At 61.9% G+C, this 24,618-nt stretch carries 19 protein-coding genes and 1 riboswitch; of the genes, 8 read left to right on the top strand and 11 right to left on the bottom strand.

What is annotated here, in order from left to right:
- Window positions 1-211: 211 nt before the first annotated feature.
- The 5 genes from AB4048_RS06415 to AB4048_RS06395 form a co-directional block, all read right to left on the bottom strand.
- Window positions 212-3,376 carry an efflux RND transporter permease subunit gene (locus AB4048_RS06415; RefSeq protein WP_442201083.1) on the bottom strand — a complete coding sequence of 1,055 codons (3,165 nt, stop codon included), beginning with the start codon at window positions 3,374-3,376 and terminating at the stop codon, window positions 212-214.
- Complete coding sequence (locus AB4048_RS06410) at window positions 3,373-4,527, bottom strand: efflux RND transporter periplasmic adaptor subunit (RefSeq protein ID WP_442201082.1); 1,155 nt, start codon at window positions 4,525-4,527, stop codon at window positions 3,373-3,375. The genes AB4048_RS06415 and AB4048_RS06410 overlap by 4 nt, the downstream gene beginning before the upstream one ends.
- 273 nt (window positions 4,528-4,800) lie before the next feature.
- Window positions 4,801-6,627, bottom strand: a complete 1,827-nt coding sequence (locus AB4048_RS06405; protein ID WP_442201081.1) for an ABC-F family ATP-binding cassette domain-containing protein — start codon at window positions 6,625-6,627, stop codon at window positions 4,801-4,803.
- Window positions 6,628-6,630: 3 nt separating this feature from the next.
- Window positions 6,631-7,281, bottom strand: a complete 651-nt coding sequence (locus AB4048_RS06400; RefSeq protein WP_442201080.1) for a thiamine diphosphokinase — start codon at window positions 7,279-7,281, stop codon at window positions 6,631-6,633.
- Between the two features lie 155 nt (window positions 7,282-7,436).
- Window positions 7,437-7,961: a MarR family winged helix-turn-helix transcriptional regulator gene (locus AB4048_RS06395; protein WP_442201079.1), complete on the bottom strand. Its 525-nt coding sequence runs from the start codon at window positions 7,959-7,961 to the stop codon at window positions 7,437-7,439.
- A gap of 120 nt (window positions 7,962-8,081) precedes the next feature.
- Here AB4048_RS06395 and AB4048_RS06390 point away from each other — a divergent pair, with 120 nt between their 5' ends.
- From AB4048_RS06390 to AB4048_RS06370, 5 genes are all read left to right on the top strand, one after another.
- Window positions 8,082-9,617 (top strand): MDR family MFS transporter, encoded by a 1,536-nt coding sequence (locus AB4048_RS06390; RefSeq protein ID WP_442201078.1) that lies wholly within the window; start codon window positions 8,082-8,084, stop codon window positions 9,615-9,617.
- Window positions 9,618-9,696: 79 nt separating this feature from the next.
- Window positions 9,697-9,814, top strand: a riboswitch (TPP riboswitch).
- A 74-nt stretch (window positions 9,815-9,888) separates the two neighbouring features.
- Complete coding sequence (gene thiB, locus AB4048_RS06385) at window positions 9,889-10,890, top strand: thiamine ABC transporter substrate binding subunit (RefSeq protein ID WP_442201096.1); 1,002 nt, start codon at window positions 9,889-9,891, stop codon at window positions 10,888-10,890.
- A gap of 9 nt (window positions 10,891-10,899) precedes the next feature.
- Window positions 10,900-12,531: a thiamine/thiamine pyrophosphate ABC transporter permease ThiP gene (gene thiP, locus AB4048_RS06380; protein WP_442201077.1), complete on the top strand. Its 1,632-nt coding sequence runs from the start codon at window positions 10,900-10,902 to the stop codon at window positions 12,529-12,531.
- On the top strand, window positions 12,524-13,231 hold the full coding sequence (locus AB4048_RS06375) for a thiamine ABC transporter ATP-binding protein (protein WP_442201076.1): 708 nt from the start codon (window positions 12,524-12,526) through the stop codon (window positions 13,229-13,231). Before thiP ends, AB4048_RS06375 begins: the two co-directional genes overlap by 8 nt.
- A gap of 393 nt (window positions 13,232-13,624) precedes the next feature.
- Window positions 13,625-15,022, top strand: coding sequence for a M48 family metalloprotease (locus AB4048_RS06370; RefSeq protein ID WP_442201095.1), 1,398 nt, complete (start codon window positions 13,625-13,627; stop codon window positions 15,020-15,022).
- 32 nt (window positions 15,023-15,054) lie between these two features.
- Here AB4048_RS06370 and AB4048_RS06365 read toward each other — a convergent pair whose 3' ends face one another.
- From AB4048_RS06365 to AB4048_RS06345, 5 genes are all read right to left on the bottom strand, one after another.
- The gene (locus AB4048_RS06365; protein WP_442201075.1) at window positions 15,055-15,918 is read right to left on the bottom strand and encodes an RNA polymerase factor sigma-32; all 864 of its coding nucleotides are present in this window, start codon (window positions 15,916-15,918) and stop codon (window positions 15,055-15,057) included.
- A 373-nt stretch (window positions 15,919-16,291) separates the two neighbouring features.
- Window positions 16,292-16,861, bottom strand: coding sequence for a CarD family transcriptional regulator (locus AB4048_RS06360; protein ID WP_442201074.1), 570 nt, complete (start codon window positions 16,859-16,861; stop codon window positions 16,292-16,294).
- Window positions 16,862-17,269: 408 nt separating this feature from the next.
- A complete protein-coding gene (gene fdxA / locus AB4048_RS06355) occupies window positions 17,270-17,608 on the bottom strand; it encodes a ferredoxin FdxA (protein ID WP_442201073.1) in 339 nt (112 codons plus the stop codon).
- A gap of 211 nt (window positions 17,609-17,819) precedes the next feature.
- A complete protein-coding gene (locus tag AB4048_RS06350) occupies window positions 17,820-18,224 on the bottom strand; it encodes an RNA-binding S4 domain-containing protein (RefSeq protein ID WP_442201072.1) in 405 nt (134 codons plus the stop codon).
- 3 nt (window positions 18,225-18,227) lie between these two features.
- Window positions 18,228-21,443 (bottom strand): helicase-related protein, encoded by a 3,216-nt coding sequence (locus AB4048_RS06345; RefSeq protein ID WP_442201071.1) that lies wholly within the window; start codon window positions 21,441-21,443, stop codon window positions 18,228-18,230.
- A gap of 1,122 nt (window positions 21,444-22,565) precedes the next feature.
- On the opposite strand from AB4048_RS06345, the gene AB4048_RS06340 reads away from it, so the two are divergent.
- The 3 genes from AB4048_RS06340 to AB4048_RS06330 all read left to right on the top strand — a co-directional run bounded on the left by AB4048_RS06340 (window position 22,566) and on the right by AB4048_RS06330 (window position 23,389).
- Complete coding sequence (locus tag AB4048_RS06340; protein ID WP_442201070.1) at window positions 22,566-22,721, top strand: DUF3309 family protein; 156 nt, start codon at window positions 22,566-22,568, stop codon at window positions 22,719-22,721.
- Between the two features lie 36 nt (window positions 22,722-22,757).
- On the top strand, window positions 22,758-23,009 hold the full coding sequence (locus AB4048_RS06335; RefSeq protein WP_442201069.1) for a YMGG-like glycine zipper-containing protein: 252 nt from the start codon (window positions 22,758-22,760) through the stop codon (window positions 23,007-23,009).
- Between the two features lie 215 nt (window positions 23,010-23,224).
- On the top strand, window positions 23,225-23,389 hold the full coding sequence (locus AB4048_RS06330) for a hypothetical protein (RefSeq protein ID WP_442201068.1): 165 nt from the start codon (window positions 23,225-23,227) through the stop codon (window positions 23,387-23,389).
- A gap of 421 nt (window positions 23,390-23,810) precedes the next feature.
- Here AB4048_RS06330 and AB4048_RS06325 read toward each other — a convergent pair whose 3' ends face one another.
- Window positions 23,811-24,536, bottom strand: a complete 726-nt coding sequence (locus AB4048_RS06325; RefSeq protein WP_442201067.1) for a beta-ketoacyl-ACP reductase — start codon at window positions 24,534-24,536, stop codon at window positions 23,811-23,813.
- Window positions 24,537-24,618 lie beyond the last annotated feature (82 nt).

Genomic DNA, 24,618 nt, shown 5'->3' with positions numbered 1-24,618 from the left:
TCAGACTGCCGGCCGCGCCGCCGCGGCATTCACCTCCCCTGCCTTCGCCGCACGTTACGGTATCGGGCAGAGGCGCCGGCCTCCGCCTGCCCGCGAACGTCTCGCGAAACACTCCGGCGGCGGAAGCACGGGTAATGTAGGTATGGTTTTGACCGATGTGTATGCCTGCGCGAAAATTTTTTTTCTGCACGTAAAAATCGCGGAACGCCGATCAGGCGGCGACCTGCTCGGCCGCCTCGCTTGTGACCCGCCGGCGGCGCCAGCGCAGGGCGACATAGAAGACCGGCGTCAGGAAGAGGCCGAACAACGTCACCCCGAGCATGCCGGAAAAGACCGCCGTGCCGAGCGACTGGCGCATCTCCGACCCGGGACCGCGCGCGATCATCAACGGTACGACGCCGAAAATGAAGGCAAAGGCCGTCATCAGGATCGGCCGCAGTCTCAGGTGGCTCGCCTCGATCGCCGCTTCCACCGGCGTTTTTCCTTCCAGTTCGGCTTGCCGCGCAAACTCCACGATCAGGATGGCGTTCTTCGCCGCAAGGCCGATCAGCACGATGAGGCCGATCTGCGTCAGGATATTGTTGTCCATGCCCCTCAAGTGCACGCCGATCAGCGCGGCAAGGACCGCGAGAGGCACGATGAGGATGATGGCAAGTGGCAGTATCCAGCTTTCATACTGCGCCGAGAGCGCCAGGAAGACGAAAACGACCGACAACACAAAGATGTAGATCGCCGTGTTGCCGGTGTTGCGCTCCTGGAAGGCGAGTTCGGTCCATTCGAAGGCGGTGCCCGGGGGCAGGACGCTCTTCGTCAGCGTCTCCATCGCGTCGAGCGCGCTGCCGGTGGAATAGCCGGGCGCTGGATTGCCCTGAACGGGGACCGACACATACATGTTGTAGCGCTGCACGAGCGCTGGGCCGGTCGTGTCCTTGATATCGACCAGCGTACCCAACGGGACGAGCGCGCCGGTGGCGGAGCGTACCTTCAGCGCCAGAATGTCTTCCCGATCCAGCCGGTACTGCTGATCGGCCTGCGCCCGCACCTGGTAGACACGGCCGAATGCGTTGAAATCATTGACATAGGATGTGCCGAGATTGATCGAGAGCGTGTCGAAAATGTTGGGGATCGGCACGTTCAGCGCGCGGGCCTTGTCGCGATCGATCTGAAGGAAGTATTGCGGGCTATTGGCAGAAAACGTGGTGAAGACCCCCGAAAGCCCCGAGGTTTTGGCCGCAGCGCCCATGATCTCGTAGGCGAGTGGCAGGATGCGGCGCATGTCGGGATATTCGCGGTCGAGCAGCTGCATCTTGAAGCCGCCGGAATTGCCGACGCCGCGGATCGACGGCGGCGGGATGGCGATGATGAATGCCTCCTGGATGCTCTGCAGGCTGCCATAGAGCTGCTTGATGATCGCCCCACCCGTTTGGCCGTGCTTCTCGCGCTCCTCGAAAGGTTCGAAGGCCGCGAAGACCACGCCCGAGTTCGAAGCGTTGGTGAACGTGGCGCCGCTGAAGCCGGAAAAGGCAACCGCGTTCTTGACGCCCGGCGTCTTGCGGATGATCTCGGATGCCTGCTTGATCACGGCGTCGGTGCGCGAGAGCGAAGCGCCGTCCGGCAGCTGCACGACGACGATGGCATAGCCCTGATCCAGCAGCGGAATGAAGCCGCGCGGCACGATGCGGCCCATATACCAGGTCGCGCCTAGCAGCCCCACAAAGACGAGCAGGCAGCAGCCGACGGCAAGCGGCGTCGAGACAAGACGGCGAACGATGGCGGAATAGCCGGCGCTCATCCGGTCAAAGCCGCGATTGAAGCCGTTGGCGAGACCACGTCCAAAGCGCGCGATCGGGTTTCCCGATTGCTTGTGGCCGTGCGGCCTCAAAACGATCGCCGCCAGCGCCGGTGACAGCGTCAGCGAATTCAACGCCGAAATCGCCGTCGCCACCGAAATCGTCACCGCGAACTGACGATAGAACTGGCCGGAAATGCCCGGAATGAAGGCTGTGGGCACGAAGACCGCGATCAGCACCAGCGAGATCGCGACGACGGCGGTGCCGACCTCGTCCATGGTGACGTGGGACGCCTCCCTCGGCGTCATGCCGCTTGCGAGATTTCGCTCCACGTTCTCCACCACCACGATCGCGTCGTCGACGACGATGCCGATTGCCAGCACCAGACCGAAAAGGGTGAGCATGTTCAGCGAAAAGCCGAAGGCGAACAGAAAGGCAAAGGTGCCGATCAGCGAGACCGGGATCGCGACAATCGGGATGATCGCGGTGCGCCAGGACTGGAGAAAGACGAGGACGACGATCGCGACCAGTATGGCCGCCTCGAATATCGTCTTGTAGACCTCCGCGATCGATTCAGCGATGAACTCCGTCGGATTGTAGACGATGCGATATTCGAGCCCCTGCGGAAAATCCTGCGAGAGATTGGTCATCAGCGTCTTGATGCTGTCTGCCGCGGCAAGCGCATTCGTGCCCGGGCGGGAGAAAATACCGATCGCCACGGCCGGCTTGCCGTTGAGGTAGCTGTTGGTGACATAGTCCTTGGCGCCGAGTTCGACGCGCGCCACGTCCTGGAGCTGGACCAGTCGGCCCGCGTCGGTCGCCTTGACGATGACATAGCGGAATTGTCGCGGATCGGCGAAGCGGCCTTGGGTCGTCACGGTATACTGAAAGGCGCTGCTGCCGGGATTGGGCGGGCCGCCGATCGAGCCGCCGGAGACCTGAACGTTCTGATCCCTTAGCGCCTGGACGACGTCGCCGGACGTCATGCCATAGGCCGACAGTTTCTGCGGATCGAGCCAGACGCGCAGCGAATATTCGCGCTCGCCAAAGAGGATCACGTCGCCGACGCCATCGAGCCGCACCAGCGAGTCGCGGATGCGGTTGCGGGCATAGTTGGAGATATAGAGCTGATCGTAGCGGTCGTCGGGCGAGAGCAGATGCACCACCATCATCAGGTCGGGCGAGCTCTTCGCCGTCGTGACGCCGATGCGGCGAACGTCTTCCGGCAGTCGCGGCTCGGCAATCGCGACGCGGTTCTGGACGAGGACCTGTGCCTTGTCGAGATCGGTGCCAAGCTTGAAGGTAATGGTCAGCGCCATCGAGCCGTCGGCGCTCGAATAGGAAGACATGTAGAGCATGTCCTCGACGCCGTTGACCTCCTGCTCGATCGGCGTCGCCACCGTGTCGGCGATGGTCTGAGCGTCCGCGCCCGGATAAGCGGTGCGGACGACGATGGTCGGCGGCGCGATCTCCGGATATTGCGCGACAGACAGCTGGAAGTAGGCGATCCCGCCGACGATCAGAAGCACGATGGATAGAACCGACGCGAAGATCGGCCGATCGATGAAGAAATGCGCGAACCTCATTGGCTCGCTCCTGGTGTCATGCCCTCGGGCGGCAGTTCGATCATCTGCGGCGCCACCTTGACCCCGGGCCTGATGCGCATCAGTCCGTTGACGACGATCGTTTCGTCGCCGGTCATGCCGTCGCGGATCACCCGGTAGCCATGCAGCTTCGGTCCCAGCCGCACCGTCTTCGGCGTTATGCTGCCGTCATCCGCAACGCTATAGACGAGACGCTTGTCCTGGTCGGCCGCGATCGCTTCGTCGGGCACGAGGATGGCCTTGTAGGTGTTGGAACCGGCAATCTGGATGCGTCCGAACAGGCCGGGCTGCAGGATGAGTTCCGGATTGGGAAAGCGCGCGCGCAGGCGCATCGTCCCGGTCTGATTGTCGACGCGGTTTTCGGCGAAGTCGAGCTTGCCCTTGAAGGGCTGCTGCGTTGAATCGGCGATGGCGACGGAGACGTCGAGCGCGCCGCCGCCCTGCTGCAACGCGCTGCCGCGACCACGGGCCGTGGTGGCGTAGGACAGAAGCCGCCGCTCATCGACATCGAAATAGAAATCGATCGGGTCGAGCGCGACGATAGTGGTCAGCACCGTCTGGTCGGCCTGCACGAGATTGCCCGTGGAAATCAGCCTCCGGTCGATACGGCCGCCCAGCGGCGCCGTGATCTTCGTATAGTCCATGTCCAGCGTCGCGCGATCGACGGCGGCCTGCGCGCCGCGCACGTTCGCCTGCGCGGCGATCAAGTCGCGGCGGCGGTCGTCGAGGTTCGAAGCGGACTGGCTGCCGGTGCTTGCCAGCGATTCCGTCCGCTTGAACTGCGCGTCGGCGAGCGTCAGCGTCGATTTGGCGACCTCGAGCGCCGCCGTTGCCTCATTGAGCGCCGTCTGGAACGGCCGTTGGTCGATGACGAAGAGCAGATCGCCCTGCTTGACCATGGCGCCGTCCTGGAAATGTACTTCCTGAAGATAGCCGCCGACACGCGCGCGAACCTGCACTTCGTCCACGGCCTGGAACCGGCCAATGAATTCGTCATTGTCGACGACGTCGCGCACGACGGGCTTGGCAACGGTCACGGGTGGGGCCGGCGGTGCCGTCTGGGCCGATGCGGGCAGCGAAATGAGAGCAAGGCAGCAACCGACGAGCAGGGAACGCAACAGATCGCGTGTCATGCAAAACCCTCGTTCGAGCAACAGACTGGCGCGATGTCGCAGCCAGCCGATAACGTCATTCAGAGCGCAGTCTGGCCGAGGAGGAATGTGAAAGTCTAAGTCACGCCGTCAGTTGGATGGGACGGGCCAGCAAGCATCAGTCATGCACTGCATGGCGGCTCGTGTCAGCCGCTCGGGAAAAATCCTCGGTCGCGGCTGAAATCTTGCCTATTCTGATTTCGAAGTAAATAGACTTCGGCAATCAAGTCATGGACATGCGATGTGAGGGCGGCCTCAGCCTCCCAGCTCTTCGCGCAGCATTTCCAGCTCCAGCCATTCCTCTTCCATCTTCGTCAGGCCGTGGCGCAGCTTTTCCATCTCGGCGGCAAGCCGGTTGAAGGCTGCGGGATCCCTGGAGAAAAAGTTGGGGTCGGCCATCTTTTTCTCGCGGGCCGCGATCTCGGCCTCCGCCCTGGCCATTTCCTTTGGAAGGTTCTCCAGGGCGAATTTCTGCTTGTAGGAGAGCTTGCCCTTGGCTTTCGAAGCGTCCGAGCCGCCCGCCGTCTCTTGCGGCTTCTGTTTTTCGGCGGCTCTTTCAGCCTTCCGGCGTTCCTCGATCGCCCCCTTGCGCTGGGCGAGCATGTCGGAATAACCGCCGGCATATTCGATCCAGCGACCATCGGGATCCTCAGGATTGGCCGGCGCGATCGTCGAGGTCACGGTGCGGTCAAGAAAATCGCGGTCATGGCTGACGAGAATGACCGTGCCCGTGAAGCCAGCGACGATTTCCTGCAACAGGTCCAGCGTTTCGATATCGAGGTCGTTTGTCGGCTCGTCGAGGATCAGGAGATTGGTCGGCCGCGACAGGATGCGCGCCAGCATCAGCCGGGCACGCTCACCGCCCGAGAGGTTCCTGATCGGCGTGCGTGCCTGCTCCGGCTGGAAGAGGAATTCCTTCATGTAGCCGGTGACATGGCGCTGCTCGCCGTTGACGATGAGGTTTTCCCCGCGACCGTCGGTCAGGTAATGGGCGAGCGTCTCCTCCGGATTGAGGTCTTCGCGTTTCTGGTCGAGGGTCGCGATTTCCAGATTGGTGCCGAGCTTCACCGTGCCCGCGTCCGGCGCAAGCTGCCCGGTCAGCATCTTCAGCAGCGTCGTCTTGCCGGCGCCGTTCGGGCCGACGAGACCTATGCAATCGCCGCGGTGAACGCGGATGGAAAACGGCGCGACGATCGTGCGGTCGCCGTAGCTCTTGGTGATTTTTTCCGCCTCGATGACGAGCTTGCCGGATTCCTGCGCATCGGAGGCGCTTGCCTGCACCGAACCCTGCGGACCCTTGTGGCCGCGGTAGCGGGCGCGCATGCCCTGCAGCTCGCCGAGACGGCGCATGTTGCGCTTGCGCCGCGCCGTGACGCCGTAACGCAGCCAATGCTCCTCGCGTTCGATCGCCTTGCCGAGCTTGTGCTGCTCGAGTTCCTCCGCCTCCAGCACCTGGTCGCGCCAAGCCTCGAAGGCGCCAAAACCCTGGTCGAGCCGGCGCGAGGTGCCCCGGTCGAGCCAGACCGTCGCGGTCGATACCTTTTCAAGAAAACGGCGGTCGTGCGAGATAAGGACGAGGGCGCTGCGGGTCTTCTGCAGCTCGCCTTCCAGCCACTCGATTGTCGGCAGGTCGAGATGGTTCGTCGGCTCGTCGAGCAAGAGGATATCCGGTTCCGGCGCCAGCACGCGGGCGAGAGCCGCGCGGCGCGCTTCACCGCCGGAAAGGCTGTTCGGATCCTCCTCTCCGGTCAGTCCGAGATGGGACAGCAGGTAGGTGACGCGATAGGGATCGTCGCCGGGACCAAGTCCAGCTTCGGCATAGGCCGCAACGGTCTTGTAGCCGGCGAAATCCGGCGCTTGGTCGAGATAGCGAACCGTCGCGGACGGATGCCGGAAAACCTCGCCGGATTGGGCTTCGACCATGCCGGCCGCGATCTTCAAAAGCGTCGATTTGCCCGAGCCGTTGCGCCCGACCAGACAGATCCTGTCTCCCGGCTCGACCTGTAGGGCAGCGCCCGCCAATAGCGGCGCGCCGCCGAAGCTCAGGAAAACATCGTCAAGTTTCAGGATGGGGGGCGCCAAAAATCACACTCCGGAAAGGTCATAGGGGCGGGCAAGGACGACCGCCCTGCCGCTGCCAAGCGAAAGGCGCAAAGGGCCCTCCGCCACATTGGAAATCGTGCGCGACGAACCGAAAGGCAGGTGGAAGTCGCGCAGGGGATAGCGGGCATTCTCGATGAAGAGGCCCTTGAGTTCGCTGAGACCCAGTACCGAAAACAGCGATTCTGCCGGAAGCGCAAGGTCAATCGTCCCCGCAAGCAACGGCACAGCCTCTTCATCGCCCGAGGTCAAGAGCACATCGAAACCTTGCTCGGCGAGGGTCACACCGAAGAGAAGATGCTGGAGAGCGTGGTCCGAGCGCTCACCACCGAGAGCACCAGCAAGGATCAGGCCACGCGCGCCACGTTCGATCGCCTCCGAAACGGCGATCTCGCCGTCCGTCACCGCCTTCGCAGCCGGATAGGGTTGCTTGGGCACTTCGGCGAACGCGCGCTCCAGATCGGCAGGCGTGGAATCGAAATCACCGACCCAGAGTTCCGGCACCACGCCAAGCGCCGCCGCATGCCGCATACCGCCGTCGGCCGCGATGAATCGGCTGCCGACCACGCGCTGGCGCAGCCGCTCCGTCAGGCGCAGTTCGCCGCCAAGCAGGATGGTAAAGGTGGGTTCGCTCATGGGGACATGCCCTTAGCGCAAAGTGGGGCGGAGAGGAAAGAGAAACGTCCCACGGGCGCCGAAAAGGAACGATAGTCGACACAAAGCCTTGCCAAGGCAACGCGCATCACGTTTGAGCCGGTTGACGGTGCCTCGCTCTGAGGCTCTGAGCGGTATCAGCCGTCCGAATCCTTTTCGCGTGCCTGAAAAGCCTCTTCGAAACCGCTGACGAAGCGATCGAACAGGCGCGCGAAGGCTTCGACGTCCTCGCGCGGCCAGCCGGCGGTGATCGACTGGACGACGGTGAGCTTCTGCGCGTGGATCTCCTGCAACAGCCGCTGGCCGAGCGCGGTCAGAACGACGACGATCCGGCGCGCATCCGCCTGCGAGGCCTTGCGCCGCAACACGCCGCGGCCGACCATTTCGGCAATGATCCGGCTTGCGCGCGAAGGGTCGATCCGCAACTTTTCGGCGACGGTGCCCACGGTGACCTCGCCGAACTGCTCGGCGCGGCGCACCGCTTCCAGCACATCGAGATGCGACAGCTCCATACCGGGCGCGACATTCTGAATCGCGAGGCGGCCGATCACTCGCCGCCCGGTCATCAGGCGCATGCGCGTCATCACCTGGCCGATGCGCCGGATGTTCTCGTCGCCGCCCTCGGGCGTTTCACTTTCGCGTGTCTTCGAAGCTGCCGTCATGAATTCACCATACCAGAGGCGCGGGTGATTTTAAATATGCATCGCGCATTATCGTGCGATTGACATTTATATGCTAATAGCACATATATAAGCCATTCCCAAACGGACAAGCACGCAACCATGGACATGCAGACCACGACCGCCCCGCTCGTAACGGATCCCCGTCGCCGGCTCATCCTTTTCTTCTTCCTGATGACCGCGATGTTCATGGCGACCCTGGACCATCAGATCGTCTCGACCGCGCTGCCGACCATCGTCGGCGAATTTGGACATCTTGAGCGTTTCGGCTGGATCGGCTCGGCCTATCTTCTGTCGTTGAGCGCGGTGATGCCGGTTTACGGCAAGCTCGGCGACCTCTTCGGGCGCAAATACGTGATGCTGACGGCCATTGCGATCTTTACCATCGGGTCGGCGGTATGCGGACTTGCGGTGTCGATGAACACGCTGATCGCCGCCCGCGTGCTGCAGGGCTTTGGCGGCGGCGGCTTGATGGTCTCGATCTTCTCGATCAACGCTGACTTGTTCGAGCCGCGCGAGCGGGCTCGCTATCAGAGCTATTCCAGCCTCGTCCTGATGGCCTCCGGTGCCATCGGGCCGGCGCTCGGCGGCACGATGAGCGACCTCTTCGGCTGGCGCTCGATCTTTCTGGTCAATGTGCCGATCGGCTTTATCGTGATGGCCGGCCTCATCACCATGCTCCCCTATCGCAAGCCGGTGCGCAAACCGAAGATCGACTATGCCGGCGCGGTCCTGCTTGCGCTGACGACAACGAGTATCGTGCTCGTCGCCGACGCCACGGAACTTTTCGGCTCGCTGTTGGCGCCGCAGAGTCTCGCCATCATCGGGGCCGGCGTGCTTGCCGCGATCATGTGGGTGGTGGTCGAACGGCGCGCGCCGGAACCGATCGTGCCTATGTCGCTGTTTCGCAATCCGACTTTTGGCATGCTGCTCGCCATTTCCGTGCTCAGCGGCGGCGTCGCCATCGGCATGGTCAACTATTTCGCGCTCTATCTGCAGACAACGACCGGCCTTTCGCCCTCCATGGCCGGTCTGCTCTTCATCCTGCTGACCGGCGGCATCGTCTGCGGCTCGCTTTCGGCCGGCCGGCTGATATCGATCACCGGACGCTACAAGCCCTTCGCGGTCGCAAGCCTGTGCTGCAGCAGCATCGCCTTCCTGCTGTTGACGATGGTTCCCGCAGGCGTGCCGATCTATGTCATCGGCGGGCTGATGCTGCTGCACGGCATCGGCATCGGACTTGCCCAGCAGGTGCCGGTAATCGGCGTGCAGAATGCCGCTCCCAGCCGCGATGTCGGGGCGGCCACTGGCGCCGTCACGCTGTCGCGCATGGGCGGCGCCTCGATCGCGATCTCGATCTACGGTGCGATCATCGGCGCGAAGCTCGGCCATGTCGGCGTCTCCATCCCCGGCGTCGGCAATATCGAGGAGCTGACGCCGAAGATGATGGCGGCCCTTCCCGATGCGGCACGTCAAGCCATCGCCGAGGCCTATGCCGGCGCCTTCCACCCCCTCTTCATGACGGCGGCCGGCTTCTGCCTCTTCGGCCTATGCCTGGCTGTCCGCCTGAAGAACGTGCAGCTTCCGGGCGCCGCAAAGCGAGCGGACGCCGAGACGACGGCTCAGGCGGCGGAATAGCCGGCACAAGCACAACAGGCGCCCGCGGCGGCCAAGAGCAGACCTCTTGCCATCCGCCGCCTGCGGGGCTAAATCTCACGACGCTCTAACGGGGTGCCCGCATGTCCACCCGGACATCTGGCTGAGAGGCTTTTACGAGCCAACCCGCGGAACCTGATCCGGTTAAGACCGGCGGAGGGATTAGACGCGTGACACCACAGCGCCCTTTTCCCGTTCAACAACGAAACCACGGAGGAGGCGCTATATGACCGCCCGCTATCTGAAGACCCTCATGACCGGCCTGGCGCTCGCCGCCGGTACCGCTTTCCTTGGCGCCGCAAGCGCTGAGGCCGCGGACAAAACGCTGACCATCTACACCTATGAGAGCTTCACCGCCGATTGGGGCCCCGGCGCCAAGGTGAAGGCCGCGTTCGAAAAGACCTGCGGCTGCACCGTCAACTATGTCAGCGTCACGGACGGCGTGGCGCTGCTTTCGCGCCTCAAGCTCGAGGGCGCCGGCACCAAGGCTGACCTCGTGCTCGGCCTCGACACCAATCTCGTCCAGGAAGCCAAGGACACCGGGCTCTTTGCTCCGCACGGCATCGATACTTCCGGCCTGAAGGTGCCCGGCGATTTCAAGGACGACGTCTTCGTGCCCTATGACTACGGCCATTTCGCCGTCGTCTACGACACCCAGACGCTGAAGAACCCGCCGACAAGCCTGAAGGAACTGGTCGACGGCGATCCGGCGCAGAAGATCGTTATCGAAGACCCACGCACCTCGACCCCAGGCCTCGGCCTGCTGCTCTGGGTGAAGTCGGTCTATGGCGACAAGGCGCCGGAAGCCTGGGGAAAGCTTAAAGGTCGCGTTCTCACCGTGACGCCGGGCTGGTCGGAGGCCTACGGCCTCTTCACCAAGGGTGAAGCGCCGATGGTGCTTTCCTACACCACCTCGCCCGCCTACCACATGATCGAGGAGAAGACGGACCGCTATCAGGCAGCGGACTTTTCCGAAGGCCACTACATTCAGGTCGAAGTGGCCGGGCTTACGAAATCGTCTCAGAATGCGGATCTAGCCCGCGAATTCCTGAAGTTCATGGGCACGCCGGGCTTCCAGGATACGATCCCGACCAACAACTGGATGATGCCGGTCGCCGCCACCTCCGAGCCGCTGCCCGATGCTTTCAACAAGCTGGTGGTGCCTGCAAAGACCTTCCTGATGAGCCCGCAGGACGTCGCCAAGAACCGTAAGGCCTGGATCGACGAATGGCTGGTCGCCACCAGCTCGAACTGACGGCCAACGATGCTCAGCCGCGCTGAGAAACGGCATGCGATGACCGGCGGGGTGTTGAGCCTCGCCGGCATACTGCTGTTTGCCGGGCTTGCGGTCGGCGCTCTCTTGAACGCCGGCGTCGCGAGCCCCTCCGCCGGTCCGCTGATCGATCCCTATATTTTGCGCGTATTGCGCTTCACGCTGCTGCAGGCAACGCTTTCGACGCTCCTGTCGGTCGCGCTTGCCATCCCGGTCGCCCGCGCGCTCGCTCGTCAGCCGCGCTTTCCCGGCCGCATCTGGCTCATTCGCCTGATGGCGGTGCCGATGGGGTTGCCGGTGCTGATCGGCGCTCTCGGCCTTCTTGGCATCTGGGGCCGCCAGGGGCTTTTGAACGCCCTCCTGCAAGGCATCGGGCTTGACCAGCCGATTTCGATCTATGGGCTATCGGGCATTCTAATTGCACATGTGTTTTTCAACCTGCCGCTCGCCTGCCGGCTTATGCTGGCGGGGCTGGAGCGAGTGCCGGCCGAATACTGGCTGATTTCGGGTGGGCTCGGCATGCGGCCCGCCGCCCTCTTTCGCTTCGTGGAATGGCCGGTGCTTCGGCCGCTTCTCCCTGGCATCGCCGGGCTGATCTTCATGCTCTGCGCCACGAGTTTCACGCTGGTGCTGACGCTTGGCGGCGGACCGGCGGCCACCACGATCGAGGTGGCGATCTACCAGGCGCTCCGCTTCGATTTCGACCCTGGCCGCGCAGTGGCGCTGTCGCTTTTGCAGATTGCCGTGACCGCTGTCGTCCTTGCGGCCATGATGCTCTTTCCAGCGCCTAGAGATCACGGCACGACGGCGGGCAAGGCGGTGCGCCGTATCGACGGCACGGTCGTGTCTGCCCGCGCCAAGGACGGCGTGGTGCTTGTTGCGGCCGCGCTCTTCGTCGCGCTGCCGCTTGTGGCCCTCGTTCTTGACGGGCTGAAGGCCAATCTTTTGAAGCTTGCGATGGATCCCCTGTTCCTGCGGGCGGCGCTGACGAGCCTTTCGATCGCGCTTTCCTCGGGATTGTTGGCGGTTACGATCGCTCTTGCCATCAATCGTGCCCGCCATGCCGTTGCCGCCGAACGCAGAAGGCCGTTGCATGCCCGCTTGCTCGACGCAGCGCTTGGCGCATGCTCCTCGCTCATTCTGCTGGTGCCGCCGATCGTGCTCGCAACCGGCTGGTTCATGGCTCTGATGCCTTTCGGCGATCCGTCGCGTTTTGCCGCGACCCTCATCGTCCTTATCAATGCGCTCATGGCGCTGCCCTTCGTCATCCGCGTTCTTGAGCCGGCCTACGCCATCCACCGAAGGCGCACCGGCCGGCTCGCCGCAAGCCTTGGGCTTTCCGGCTTCTCGCGACTGCGGCTTGTCGACTGGCCGGGCCTTAGGCGACCGCTCCTCACCGCGCTTTCCTTCGCAATGGCGCTCTCGCTCGGCGATCTCGGTGCCGTCGCGCTCTTCGGATCGGATAGCCTGGTCACGCTTCCATGGCTCGTCTACAGCAAGCTCGGCAGCTACCGGACGAATGATGCCGCAGGCTTCGCACTCATTCTCGGGCTGGTCTGTTTTGTGCTGACTGTATTGGGGACCGCCGGACAGACCGACGAGGAGGAGGCACGGCATGGATGATGCCATCATCATGTCGGGCGTGCGGCTGCGGCTCGGGCTGCGCGACTTCCGCTTCGACTGCGCGCTGCCGAAGGGACGGATCATCGCCGTCACCGGACCCTCCGGTTCCGGCAAGTCGACCCTTCTCAACCTGCTCGCCGGCTTCGAGACGGCGGAGAGCGGCCGCATCGCTTTCGATGGCGTCGACATGACGGGCCGGCATCCAGCCGAACGGCCGGTCTCGCTGATCTTTCAGGATAACAATCTTTTCGCCCACCTCGATCTTTTCACCAATGTCGGCCTCGGCATCAGCCCCTCCATGCGTCTTTCCACGCCCGACCGGGAGCGGATATCCGAGGCGCTTGTCCGGGTGGGCCTTGGCGGATACGAAAAGCGCATGCCGGGGACGCTTTCGGGCGGCGAACGGCAGCGTGCGGCCTTTGCCCGGGCGCTTGTCCGCCACCGTCCGGTGCTTTTGCTCGACGAACCCTTCGCGGCTCTCGATCCAAGCCTGCGCGTCGACATGGCGGAATTGCTTTTGGACCTGCATCGCGAAACCGGAAATACCGTGGTGATCGTTTCGCACGACCCGAAGGAGGTGCGTCGTCTCGCCGATTTTGCCGTCTTCATTGACGGAGGTGAGATCCGGCTCGCCGCGCCGCTTAGCGAGTTTCTGGAATGTCGGACGCTGCCGTCGCTAAGGCAATTTCTGGACGATTGAGTGCAATGCAGCATTTCGCCGCAATTTTCGCCATAATTTCAGTGTTGCGGGAGGATACGGAATTCGAAGCGACGTGCTTGCTAAAATACAACGCCTCCATAATAACGCGGATGTGCGCTATGCAACCAGTGCCGAAATCAGCTAAGCAGAAGGCCTATACCGTTAGGACAGGGCGGACAGTCCCCGGGTCGAAAATTGACGCGATGCGGCGATGATCCAACTGGTGCTTAACGGCATGAACACGAGATGAGCAGGAAACAGGCACTGAACGACACGAGGCGCGAGCGGCTAGCATCCGGATCTGGCATCGCAGCAAGGCGAGGCGGCTCCCGACGCGCCCGGGCTCTCTTCGTCATACTTTTTGGCGCCAGCCTCATCGCCGGCTGCCAGAGCATGATGGACCAGACCTACCAGCCCCATGTCGGTCCGTCGAACAGCCCCCAGATCGTCTCCGAGGTTCAAAAGAACGATCCGCGTGCGCAGATGGGCGCGCGCGAGCATCCACGCATCGTTGCCAGCTATGGCGGTGAGTACAAGGACGCCAAGACGGAGCGCCTCGTGGCGCGGATCGCGGGCGCGCTGACCAGCGTGTCGGAAAACCCGAACCAGTCCTATCGTATCACCATCCTGAATTCGCCGGCGATCAACGCGTTTGCGCTTCCAGGCGGCTATCTCTACGTCACGCGCGGTCTGCTCGCGCTTGCCAACGACGCATCTGAGGTGGCTGCCGTCCTGGCGCACGAGATGGCGCACGTCACCGCCAATCACGGCATCGAGCGCCAGAAACGCGAGGAAGCGGAGGTTATCGCCAGCCGCGTCGTCGCTGAAGTGCTGTCGAGCGATCTTGCCGGCAAGCAGGCACTGGCGCGGGGCAAGCTCAGGCTTGCCGCCTTCTCGCGCCAGCAGGAGCTGCAGGCTGACGAAATCGGCATCCGCACGCTTTCCGAAGCCGGCTACGATCCCTTTGCCGCCTCGCGCTTCCTCGACTCCATGGAAGCCTACAGCCGCTATATGTCGGTCAATTCCGACGCCGACCAGAGCCTGGACTTCCTTTCCAGCCATCCGAATACGCCCCAGCGCATCGAGCTCGCGAGAGAGCATGCCCGCGCCGCCGCGGGTGACAACAAGGTTGACGCTGGGCGGGGCTATTTTCTCGACGGCATCGATGGATTGCTCTACGGCGACAGCCCGGAAGAAGGCTATGTCCGCGGCCAGACCTTCCTGCATGGCGGGCTCGGCATCCGTTTCGACGTGCCCGAGGATTTCCGTATCGACAACAAGGTCGAGGCGGTGCTGGCAACTGGTCCGGGCGACGTGGCGATCCGTTTCGACGGCGTTGCCGACAGCCAAGGCCAGGCGCTCACCAACTATATCTCCAGCGGCTGGGTAACCGGCCTCGACCCCTCGACGATCCGGCAGATCACAGTCAATGGCATGGAAGCCGCAACCGCCCGCGCTTCCGCCGACCGCTGGGATTTCGACGTTACCGTCATTCGCGACAAGCAGCAGATCTTCCGCTTCCTGACGGCCGTTCCGAAGGGCAGCGCGGCGCTCGATCCGACCGCAAATGCGCTGAGAGCCAGCTTCCGGCACATGACCCCGGAAGAGGCGGCATCGCTCAGGCCACTCCGCGTGCGGGTCGTTACCGTCAAACCGGGCGACACCATCACGACACTTGCCTCGCGAATGATGGGTACAGATCGCAAGCTCGATCTCTTCAAGCTCATCAACGCCCTTCCGACGGGGGCGGCGATTTCGCCGGGCGATCGCATGAAGATTATCTCGGAATGAAAAACCCGGCGCTTGGCCGGGTTTTAAGATGATCAGGCGTAGGCCGCCATGCGGGGATCGGCGCTGACCAGCGCTGAGCGCAGCTTTTCCATCGCCCTGCTTTCGATCTGACGAACGCGCTCCTTGGAAATGCCGAGATCGGCTCCGAGCTCCTCGAGCGTCGCGCCATCCTCCGCCAGCCGGCGAGCACGGATGATCTTCATCTCCCGCTCGTTGAGGTGGGTAAGCGCGGAGGCGAGCCAGACGCGGCGGCGCTCGCCGTCGATCATGTTCGACACCTGCTCGTCAGGCAGTGGATCGTCGCTGATCAGGAAATCCATGCGCTCGGCACTCTCGGCATCGCTGGCGATCGACGGCGCCTGCAGGGATGTGTCGCTGCTCGACAGGCGGGCATCCATCGTTTGCACGTCGTTGACGCTGACGCCGAGCGCTGCGGCGATTTCCTGATGGATCGAGCGGACCGTCAGATGCGCATCGCCCCTGGCGAGCTTGGCGCGAAGCCGGCGCAGATTGAAGAACAATGCCTTCTGCGCGGAACTCGTGCCGCCGCGCACGATCGACCAGTTTCTAAGGATAAAGTCCTGTATGGAGGCCCGGATCCACCAGCTGGCATAGGTCGAAAATCGAACTTCGCGCTCAGGCTCGAAGCGGGCGGCGGCCTCCAGCAATCCGACATAGCCCTCTTGCACGAGGTCGCTCATCGGCAAGCCGAAGTTGCGAAACTTACCCGCCATCGAGATGACCAGTCGCATATGCGCCGTTGCAATCTTGTTGCGGGCGCTGCGATCCTCGTGCGCCTTCCAGCGCACCGCCAGATCATGCTCCTCTTCTCTATCGAGATAGGGGGCTGCCATTGCAATTTTGATCATGCGGCGATCTGCGGACATATTCTTCATATCGATCTCCTCAAATCCGGCCAGGCCTGGTAGCCAAAAGCATAAACAACCCGTCCCGCGCATTGCTGCGCGGATGAAAAGGACTGGATTTCAAAAGCAACCGGAGCATCGACGACAGTCCGGGCATTTATCCCGTTCAGTCAGACTTGTCAGAACGATGCGGAGACCTACTTACCCAGGGTAACCAGGGGTGTTGAACAACGCATAGTTCAGTCATCCTGAACATGCCGCTGCAGCGGAGGGTCGAGCGCGCGTTCGCAAGGCCGCAGAGACATTTGTAAAACGCGGCATGATGAGAAAAGTTCCGAAAAATGAGACAATAAAAAACCCGGCTCGACGGCCGGGTTTTTTGCAATGGCTTCCGCCTGTATGATTAGGCTGCCTCGTCCTGGGAGTCGTCTTCGTCGACAGCCTTGCCACGCTTCGGACCCTTGTTGAGATTGGTCTCCACAAGGCGAACGGCTTCTGTTTCGGACATCTTGTTGACGGCCGCGATCTCGCGAGCCATGCGGTCGAGCGCAGCCTCATAGAGCTGGCGCTCCGAGTAGGATTGCTCCGGCTGGTTCTCGGCGCGATAGAGATCGCGAACCACTTCCGCGATGGAAATGAGATCGCCGGAATTGATCTTGGCATCGTATTCCTGCGCGCGGCGCGACCACATGGTGCGCTTGACGCGGGCCTTGCCCTGAACGACCTTCAACGCGCGATCGACGAAATCCGTCTCGGAAAGCTTGCGCATCCCGATGCTCATGGCCTTCGCCACCGGCACCTTCAGGCGCATCTTATCCTTCTCGAAGTCGATGACAAAAAGCTCAAGCTTCATGCCAGCAACTTCCTGCTCTTCGATCGCGGTGATCATACCAACGCCATGGGCGGGATATACGATTGGTTCACCGGTCTTGAAGCCATGGCGCGCGGAAGGCTTTTTCTGCTGGGTCGTCATTCTTTTCAAAAACTCCCTAATACACACCCGGCAAACGCCGGGGCCGGGTCAGTCGGGCCCGGATGAGACGGAACGACCGTCGGGGTGACTTCATCTGGTCCAGCCAGACACATGCAAAGAAATTCCGGTCATCGCGATCTATGCTCCCGACAAGTCAATACTTTGATATGTCGAGGAAACCGCGTGCGGATCGATAGTTTGCTTTCGTGGTGGTTTGGGGCATTCGTATGCCACATTTGGAACAGTAAAGGGACCTTATCACAAAAAACTGAGGAAATCAATATTTCGCTTCGCCAGGCCCATGGACGGCGCGGCGGTCCCCATGCCAAGCGGGGCTGGCACGGCCGTTTCAAGCCATATCACGCACGCGATCGACAGCTTCCTGCCGATCGCGGCGCGGCAACCGTCTCAGTCACCGGTGCCTGGATTCGGCGAGAAGAACTGCTCGAATTTGCCCTCGACGCCGTCCATCTCCTTGGCTTCCGGCATCGCGTCGCGCTTGACCGTGACATTGGGCCAGATCGAGGCATATTCCGTGTTGATTTTCAGCCATTTCTCTAGGCCCGGCTCGGTGTCGGGCTTGATGGCCTCAGCAGGACATTCCGGTTCGCAGACGCCGCAATCGATGCATTCGTCGGGATGAATGACGAGGAAGTTCTCGCCCTCATAGAAGCAATCGACCGGGCAGACTTCGACGCAGTCCAAATACTTGCAGCGAATGCAATTGTCAGTCACGACATATGTCATGAGGCACTCCGAGGAATCGTGGGTTTTCCGAGGGGCCGGCGACCTGGAACGTCGCGCGCATCCCCCCGGCAGCCGAAGCAGACATGGCGGTTCTCGAACGTCCGCCTATATCGGCCGGCAGTTGCCAGCAGGTGGATCGTGACGTATCGGCTTTGTTCGTGGATTTCAAGGATAAACAATCCCCAAAGCCGTCGTTCGCAGGCAGAGTTTTCTATTCGTCGCCGGACATTAGCCGGTCGATGTCTCGGCGTTCGCGCTTCGTCGGTCGCCCGCTCCCGGGCATGCGCTGAGCCTGTTCGAAAGGAGTGGGCCGGTTCGCCTCATCTACGGGCGGAGAGACGTCCTCGTAGAGAAGCCTCGCCTCTTCGAAAGGACCACGCCGTGATCCCGGTTGAAGGACGACCAGGGCTAGGTCCCTTCGCTGCAGCGACAATTCGACGCGGTCGCCGACCTTCACATTGTGGCTCGGCTGAACGACCCGCTCGCCGTTGACGCGCACATGCCCATCCTGGATATGCGCCTGGGCCAGCGAACGAGACTTCGCCATGCGGGCAAAGAACAGCCATTTGTCGATCCGCTGGCGCGATACCGATAATGGCTGCTTGTCGCCCGTCATAGCTTACTTCTTCATCTGATCCTTGAGGGCCGCGAGCTTGGCGAAGGGTGAATCCGGATCGATCGGCTTCTCCTTGCGCGGCGGCTTCGCCTCGAAACGCAGCGGCTGCGCCGCACCGCGATTGTTGCGGTCGTTGCGATCGTTGCGACCCTGACGCTCATTGCGGTCGCCCCGATCGGGACGCTCGCCGTTACGCTCATCGCGGTTGCGCTGCTGCTGAGGACGCCCACCGTCCTTGTTGCGCGGCCCGCGATTGTCGCGCGCCTCGCGGCCTGCCTCGCCGGCCGCCTGAGTGCCTTCGCGACGGTTGTTCTGCTGGCCTTGGCCGCCTCGGCGATCGCCGCGTGGCTGACGCTGGTTGTCGTTGCGGCCGCCCAGGCGCCACAACAGCACCGGCTTCGGCTCCGTGGCTTCGGCCGCTGCTTGCTCGCCATTCCCTTCTTCACCGGTCGCGGCTGCTGCGACGACGGTCTCAGTGGCTTCGGCGGCAACCTCAGAGGTTTCGGCGACTGTCTCTGTGGCTTCGGTAACAGCCTCAGAGGTGTCGGCGACTGTCTCTGTCGTCTCGGCGGCGGCAGCCACCGGGGTCTCGGCAGCAGTCACCGAGGCATCGGCAGCACTCACGGGCTCAGCGGCTTCGGTAGCCGGCTCGTCAGTCGCCGCATCGGCGTCGTCGTGATCGGCTTTTTCGCCCTCTTCCGGCTTGGCATCGGCAACAGCTGGGGCCGCGGCCGTGTTTTGCTTGGCAAGATGCGCGGCGGCATCCTCGGCAGTGACCGGATCGGCCCGATAGCCGAGACCCTTGAGGATTTCTTCCATGTCCTCAAGCGTCGCACCAAGAATGGAAAGCATCGCCGTGGTCGTCGTGAACCGGCGACCGTCATAGGCGCCCTCAGGACGTGAGGCCTGGCCGGGCTTCCACTGGAGAAGCGGACGAATAATGTCGGCGAGGCGCTCCAAGATATCGATGCGCACGGCGCGCTTGCCGAGGAAACGGAAACCGGCCAGCTTGTAGAACGTCCGCTCGTAGCTCGCGTCGGTGACGACCGAGGTACGGCCGGCAGCCAACACCGGAATGAGATCGCCATAGCCCGGCTTGTCGAGACCGTCGTTCTTCAGCGCCCAGAGCAGCGTGATCAACTCGGCAGGTGCGGGCTTCAGCAGCGCTGGGACGAAAATATGGTAGGCGCCGAAGCGCACGCCATAGCGGCGCATCGAAGCGCGGCCATCCTGATCGAGCGATTTGACTTCTTCGGTAACGTCGCGGCGGAAGAGCACGCCGAGATTTTCGACGAGCTGGAATGCAAGTCCCTTGGCGAGACCCTGAAGGTCCTCGGCGCGGGAGAGATCGTCGAGCGGCTTCAGCACCGTCGAGATGTGGTGGTTCACGAAGCGCTCGATGCGAGCTGCCACATGATCGCGGGCGTTGCCCGTCAACTGCTCGTCTGCCAGGATGATTACGCGCGGACGCATGATGTGATCGCTGCCCGCAAGCCTCGCCACGGGATCGCCCAGCCAGCGCACAACGCCATCGGCGCTGATCGCCAGGTCGCTATTGCCGGCCGCATGGATGCGGGCCGCACGCGCCTCGAACTCCAGCCCCAGCGCCTTTTGCGCTGCCGACTGGACCGCTCTCGCGTCCGGGCCTTCGGCACCCGAGACAGGGGTGAACCGGAAACCGGTCAATTGTCCCACATGATGTCCTTCGACAAAGACATCTCCATTTACACTGATTTCAGCTTCCAGCATCGCATTCTCTCTCAGGCGCTTCATGAGCACAGATGTCCTGCGATCAACAAAGCGTTTCGTCAACCTTTCATGTAACGCATCGGACAATCGATCTTCGATTTCCCGCGTCTTTTCCTGCCAGTGTGTCGGATCGGCAAGCCAATTTGGCCGATTCGAGACATAGGTCCAGGTCCTTATCTGCGCGATTCGTGCCGAAAGCGTGTCAATCTCGCCATCGGTACGATCGGCCCGCCGAACCTGTTCAGCCAGAAACTCCTCGTTCACCGTGCCATAGCGCACAAGATCGGAAAAGAGGGTGGCAATCAGATCTGCGTGCTGCGCCGGTGTAATCCGCCGGTAGTCCGGCAGGGCGCATGCTTCCCACAGTTTCTCGACCCGTTCCGGCGTACTCGCCAGGTCCCTGATTTCCATATCGCGCGACAGATATTCGAGCGCCTGCTGATCGACCGCCGGCAGCGCCCGCGTCAATCCGCCGACGCGCGGCGCCGCATCGAGGCTCGCTCTGAGGGCCGCAATCGAGGTGAAATCGAACGCCTTCGTGCGCCATTGCAGCACCTTGACTGTGTCGAATTCATGCCCCTCGATACGCCTGACCAGATCGTCGTCGAAGGGGTCGACCTGACCGGTCACGCCAAACGTGCCGTCCTTGAGATGCCTGCCGGCGCGGCCGGCGATCTGGCCGAGTTCGGCAGCGTTGAGATTGCGATACTGGTAACCGTCGAACTTGCGGTCTTGGGCAAACGCGACATGGTCGACGTCGAGATTGAGGCCCATGCCGATGGCGTCGGTGGCGACCAGATACTCGACGTCTCCCGCCTGATAGAGCGCTACTTGAGCGTTGCGGGTTCGCGGGCTCAACGCACCGAGAACGACCGCCGCCCCGCCACGCTGGCGCCGGATCAACTCGGCAACCGCGTAGACCTCGTCGGCCGAAAAGGCGACGATTGCCGTGCGCTGTGGCAGCCGCGTGATCTTCTTCTGCCCCGCATAAAAAAGATGCGACAGGCGCGGCCGCTCGACGACCGTGATGCCCGGCAACAGCTGTTCGAGGATCGGGCGCATGGTTCCGGCACCAAGCAGCAGCGTCTCGTCGCGACCGCGCAGGTGCAGGATGCGGTCCGTAAAAATGTGGCCGCGCTCGAGATCGCCGGCCAGCTGCACTTCGTCGATGGCGACAAAGGCCGCCCGCGTCTCCCGTGGCATGGCTTCGACGGTGCAGACGGAATAACGCGCATCGGGAGGCGTTATCTTTTCCTCGCCGGTGATTAGCGCGACATGCTTCGCGCCGACCTTCTCCACGACGCGTGTATAGACCTCGCGCGCGAGCAGCCGCAGGGGCAGGCCGATCACGCCGCTGCCCTGCGCGACCATACGCTCGATGGCATAATGCGTCTTGCCGGTATTGGTCGGTCCGAGTACCGCCGTCACGCCGCGGCCGCTCAGGATCATGGGATGCGAAGTCAAAGTCATAATTCCACGCAAGGATGAGGCGTACGCGCCTAGACAACACGCTCAGCCTCGAAGGCCGAAACAAATGACGGCCTTATGCGGCAAAGGCAAGGATCGATTTGCGCAGGCCCGACCATTGTGATCGAAAAGCAGGGCTGCAAGACACGCGGAAGATGTATTCATCTTACACCCACAGCGAGTCCTAGTGGAGTCGGAACAGCCTGAGAACGAATCGGCGACGAATCGCTGACTCCGTCGGGTTTCTGATTTGTTCACGCCTAGATATAGGTCGCGACTCAGGAAATCACACCAAATCCTGAATCGGAGAACGAGCGATCGGCGTCCCCGGAGCCGACAATCGGCGACTCGCCAGAAGCCGGCCAGAATTCTGTTCAGCCGCCGGTAGCAATCGTTAACCTTTTGTAAAGGCCTGAATTTTGACGCCAGGCAACGCCCCGGCAGAGCCTCGGTAACCATTGGATCAAAGACTGAACGAATCGGCGACGAATCGCTGATTCAAGAGCTTTCTTGCTTTGTTCCATACAAGATGTAGTGGCCTGAGGGCGATCGGCCACAGGACTCTGGATGATTGCAGCGCCGCGGCGACCAGAATCATCGATTGCAATTAACCATTCCGGCAGGCGTCGGTCGAACGGGTCAAAAATACAATTTCTGTTTGCAGGGGTTAACCTTTCGATCAAAGCCGGAACGAATCGGCGACGAATCGGCGATTCGGCTATTTTCTCGATTTGTTCACTGCTAGATCTTGCGTCTCCATCGATGTTCCCCCTCCAAATGGAGAGGGCGAAGAAGCACGTTCTACGTCGAAAGCGGTAGGCGGTTAACCTTTGCAAGGGATCGGTTCGACCGCCAAAAGAATCGCAACCCTCGGTCATAGCGCTTCGGACCCGCAATCAGGACTGCCAACAAATCTGCTTTTCGGTCAATCAAGCATTTGAATTTGCTGACTAACAACGCGGCCATCGGACCAAGCTTCGGGCATGACGCCGCAAAAAAGCTATGTTAGGCTTGCCCCGTGCCGTCGCGCACGCGGCACTGCAAGCGCGAGAAAGTTGGAACAATTGTGCGCGATAGGAGTTGACGCCAAGCGCATTTCGGTCGCAGGAGGCAGAGGTACAGATCATGCTTGGCACCATATTGCTTATCGTTCTGGTTTTGCTTTTGATCGGCGCCTTGCCGAACTGGGGCTACAGCAACAGTTGGGGCTATGGGCCTTCAGGAGGTCTCGGTCTCGTCGTCGTTATCATTCTCATTCTCGTGCTGATGGGCCGGATATGACCGGGCAGTCACGACAGATATCAGGGGAGTAAAGTCATGAAAAAGATCATTGCCGCGGTCGCCATTGTTGGAACCCTCGCTGCGTGCACCCCGGAGGAAAGGGGAACCGCCATCGGCGCGGGCGCCGGCGCCGCCATCGGCGGAGCGGTCACCCATAGCTGGGGCGGCGCTGCGGTCGGAGCCGTGGCGGGTGGCCTGGTCGGCAATTTGATCGGTCGTTCTCACCGTAGCGGCTACTGCTACTATCGAGACCACAACGGCAACCGCTACGAAGCGCCTTGCCGCTAACCGCCTGCCTCAAAACTCTTTGCAAACGGGCGCGTAAGCGTCCGTTTGTCGTTTTAGCTCTGAGCGGATCCTCAGGATTTGCCGTCAACGCCTTGTTGACGATGGATATAGGAAATCAACGCCTTCACCTGCCTAAATTTCGACCGATATACAGCTGACAGAAGGACAGTGCCCGCACGTAGCGTTCGCGGACCAAAGTGGAAAGGACCGGTCCTATGACCGAGACAGTCGCAAATCTGGCAGCTCTCGCATTCATCGCAATCGCGGCCATCGGCACGGCCTTCGCAGCCGTCGCGGCAAATCGTATGGAAGATGAGCGCCGGCGCGTGCGCCTTCCCATCAGATCAGAACCAAATCGATACGACGAACGTCGCGGCTGAGCGACACGGCACCACCAAAAGGACTAGGGCCCCAGCGTGAAGCAAGGGGCTTTTTCCTTTTCTAATGTAGGTGATCGTCGTAGTATCCCTGCGCACTTTAAGGGCATCCGACGTTATCTTTCGTGAGGGCAAACCCATGAGCAGATTATTGCTTGGGGCGGGTTTCGCATGCCTAGTTGCGACCTCGGCCTCTGCCACCGGATTTCAAATTCCGCCGCTTCCAGACTTCGAACTCCTGCGCGAGGCAGGTGAGATCGCAGCCGCCCGGGCCGAAACGCCCACGGGCGTTGTAAAGACCGTCCATACATCAAGACAAACCGCGATAAGCGCGCATGGCAAGCACGGCTTGCCCGCCAGCAACGCGGAATGATTGCCGTCCCCGCTTCACCAGGGTGAAACGGGGAGCACAAGCAATTTATTGTCAGACGAAGAACTGGCCGCCGTTCGCCGTGATTGTCGAACCGGTGATGAAGCTTGCATCGTCAGATGCCAGGAAGACGACACAGCGCGCAATTTCTTCCGGCTTGCCAAGGCGTCCGACCGGGATCTGCGGGATGATGCGCTCGTTCAGCACCTTCTCCGGTACCGCGAGCACCATTTCGGTGCCGATGTAGCCCGGGCAGATGGCGTTGACGGTGATGCTCTTTGACGCCCCTTCCTGCGCGAGCGCCTTCGTGAAGCCGAGATCGCCTGCCTTGGCGGCGGAATAGTTGGCCTGCCCGGCCTGGCCCTTCTGGCCGTTGATCGAGGAGATGTTGATGATGCGGCCGAAGTTTCCGTCGCGCATCCCGCTCCAGACCTGATGTGTCATGTTGAAGAGGCCGGTCAGGTTGGTGTCGATGACCTCGTGCCACTGTTGCGGCGTCATCTTGTGGAACATTGAATCGCGCGTGATGCCGGCATTGTTGACCAGCACTTCGATTGGACCGAGCTCGGCCACGATCTTTGCAATCCCCTCGCCACAGGCTTCGTAGTTGGAAACGTCCCATTTGTAGACGCCGATGCCGTTCGCCGCCTTGAAAGCCTGCGCCTTTTCGTCATTGCCGGCATAGGTCGCGGCAACCTTGTAGCCCGCATCCTTCAGCGCGATGGAGATTGCTGCGCCGATGCCGCGGGTTCCTCCGGTAACCAGTGCTACTCTGCTCATGTTCCACTCCTCCCATCATTATTTGAGTATTATTATTGAAATCTGCATGCCGCGGGCGCATCCGCCCGCAGCACCGAAAAAC

It is taken from the genome of Rhizobium sp. RAF56, from assembly GCF_052113965.1.
Classification (GTDB): domain Bacteria; phylum Pseudomonadota; class Alphaproteobacteria; order Rhizobiales; family Rhizobiaceae; genus Rhizobium.
The sequence above is the reverse complement of the archived record's forward strand: the minus strand, read 5'-3'. Positions and strand labels throughout refer to the sequence as shown.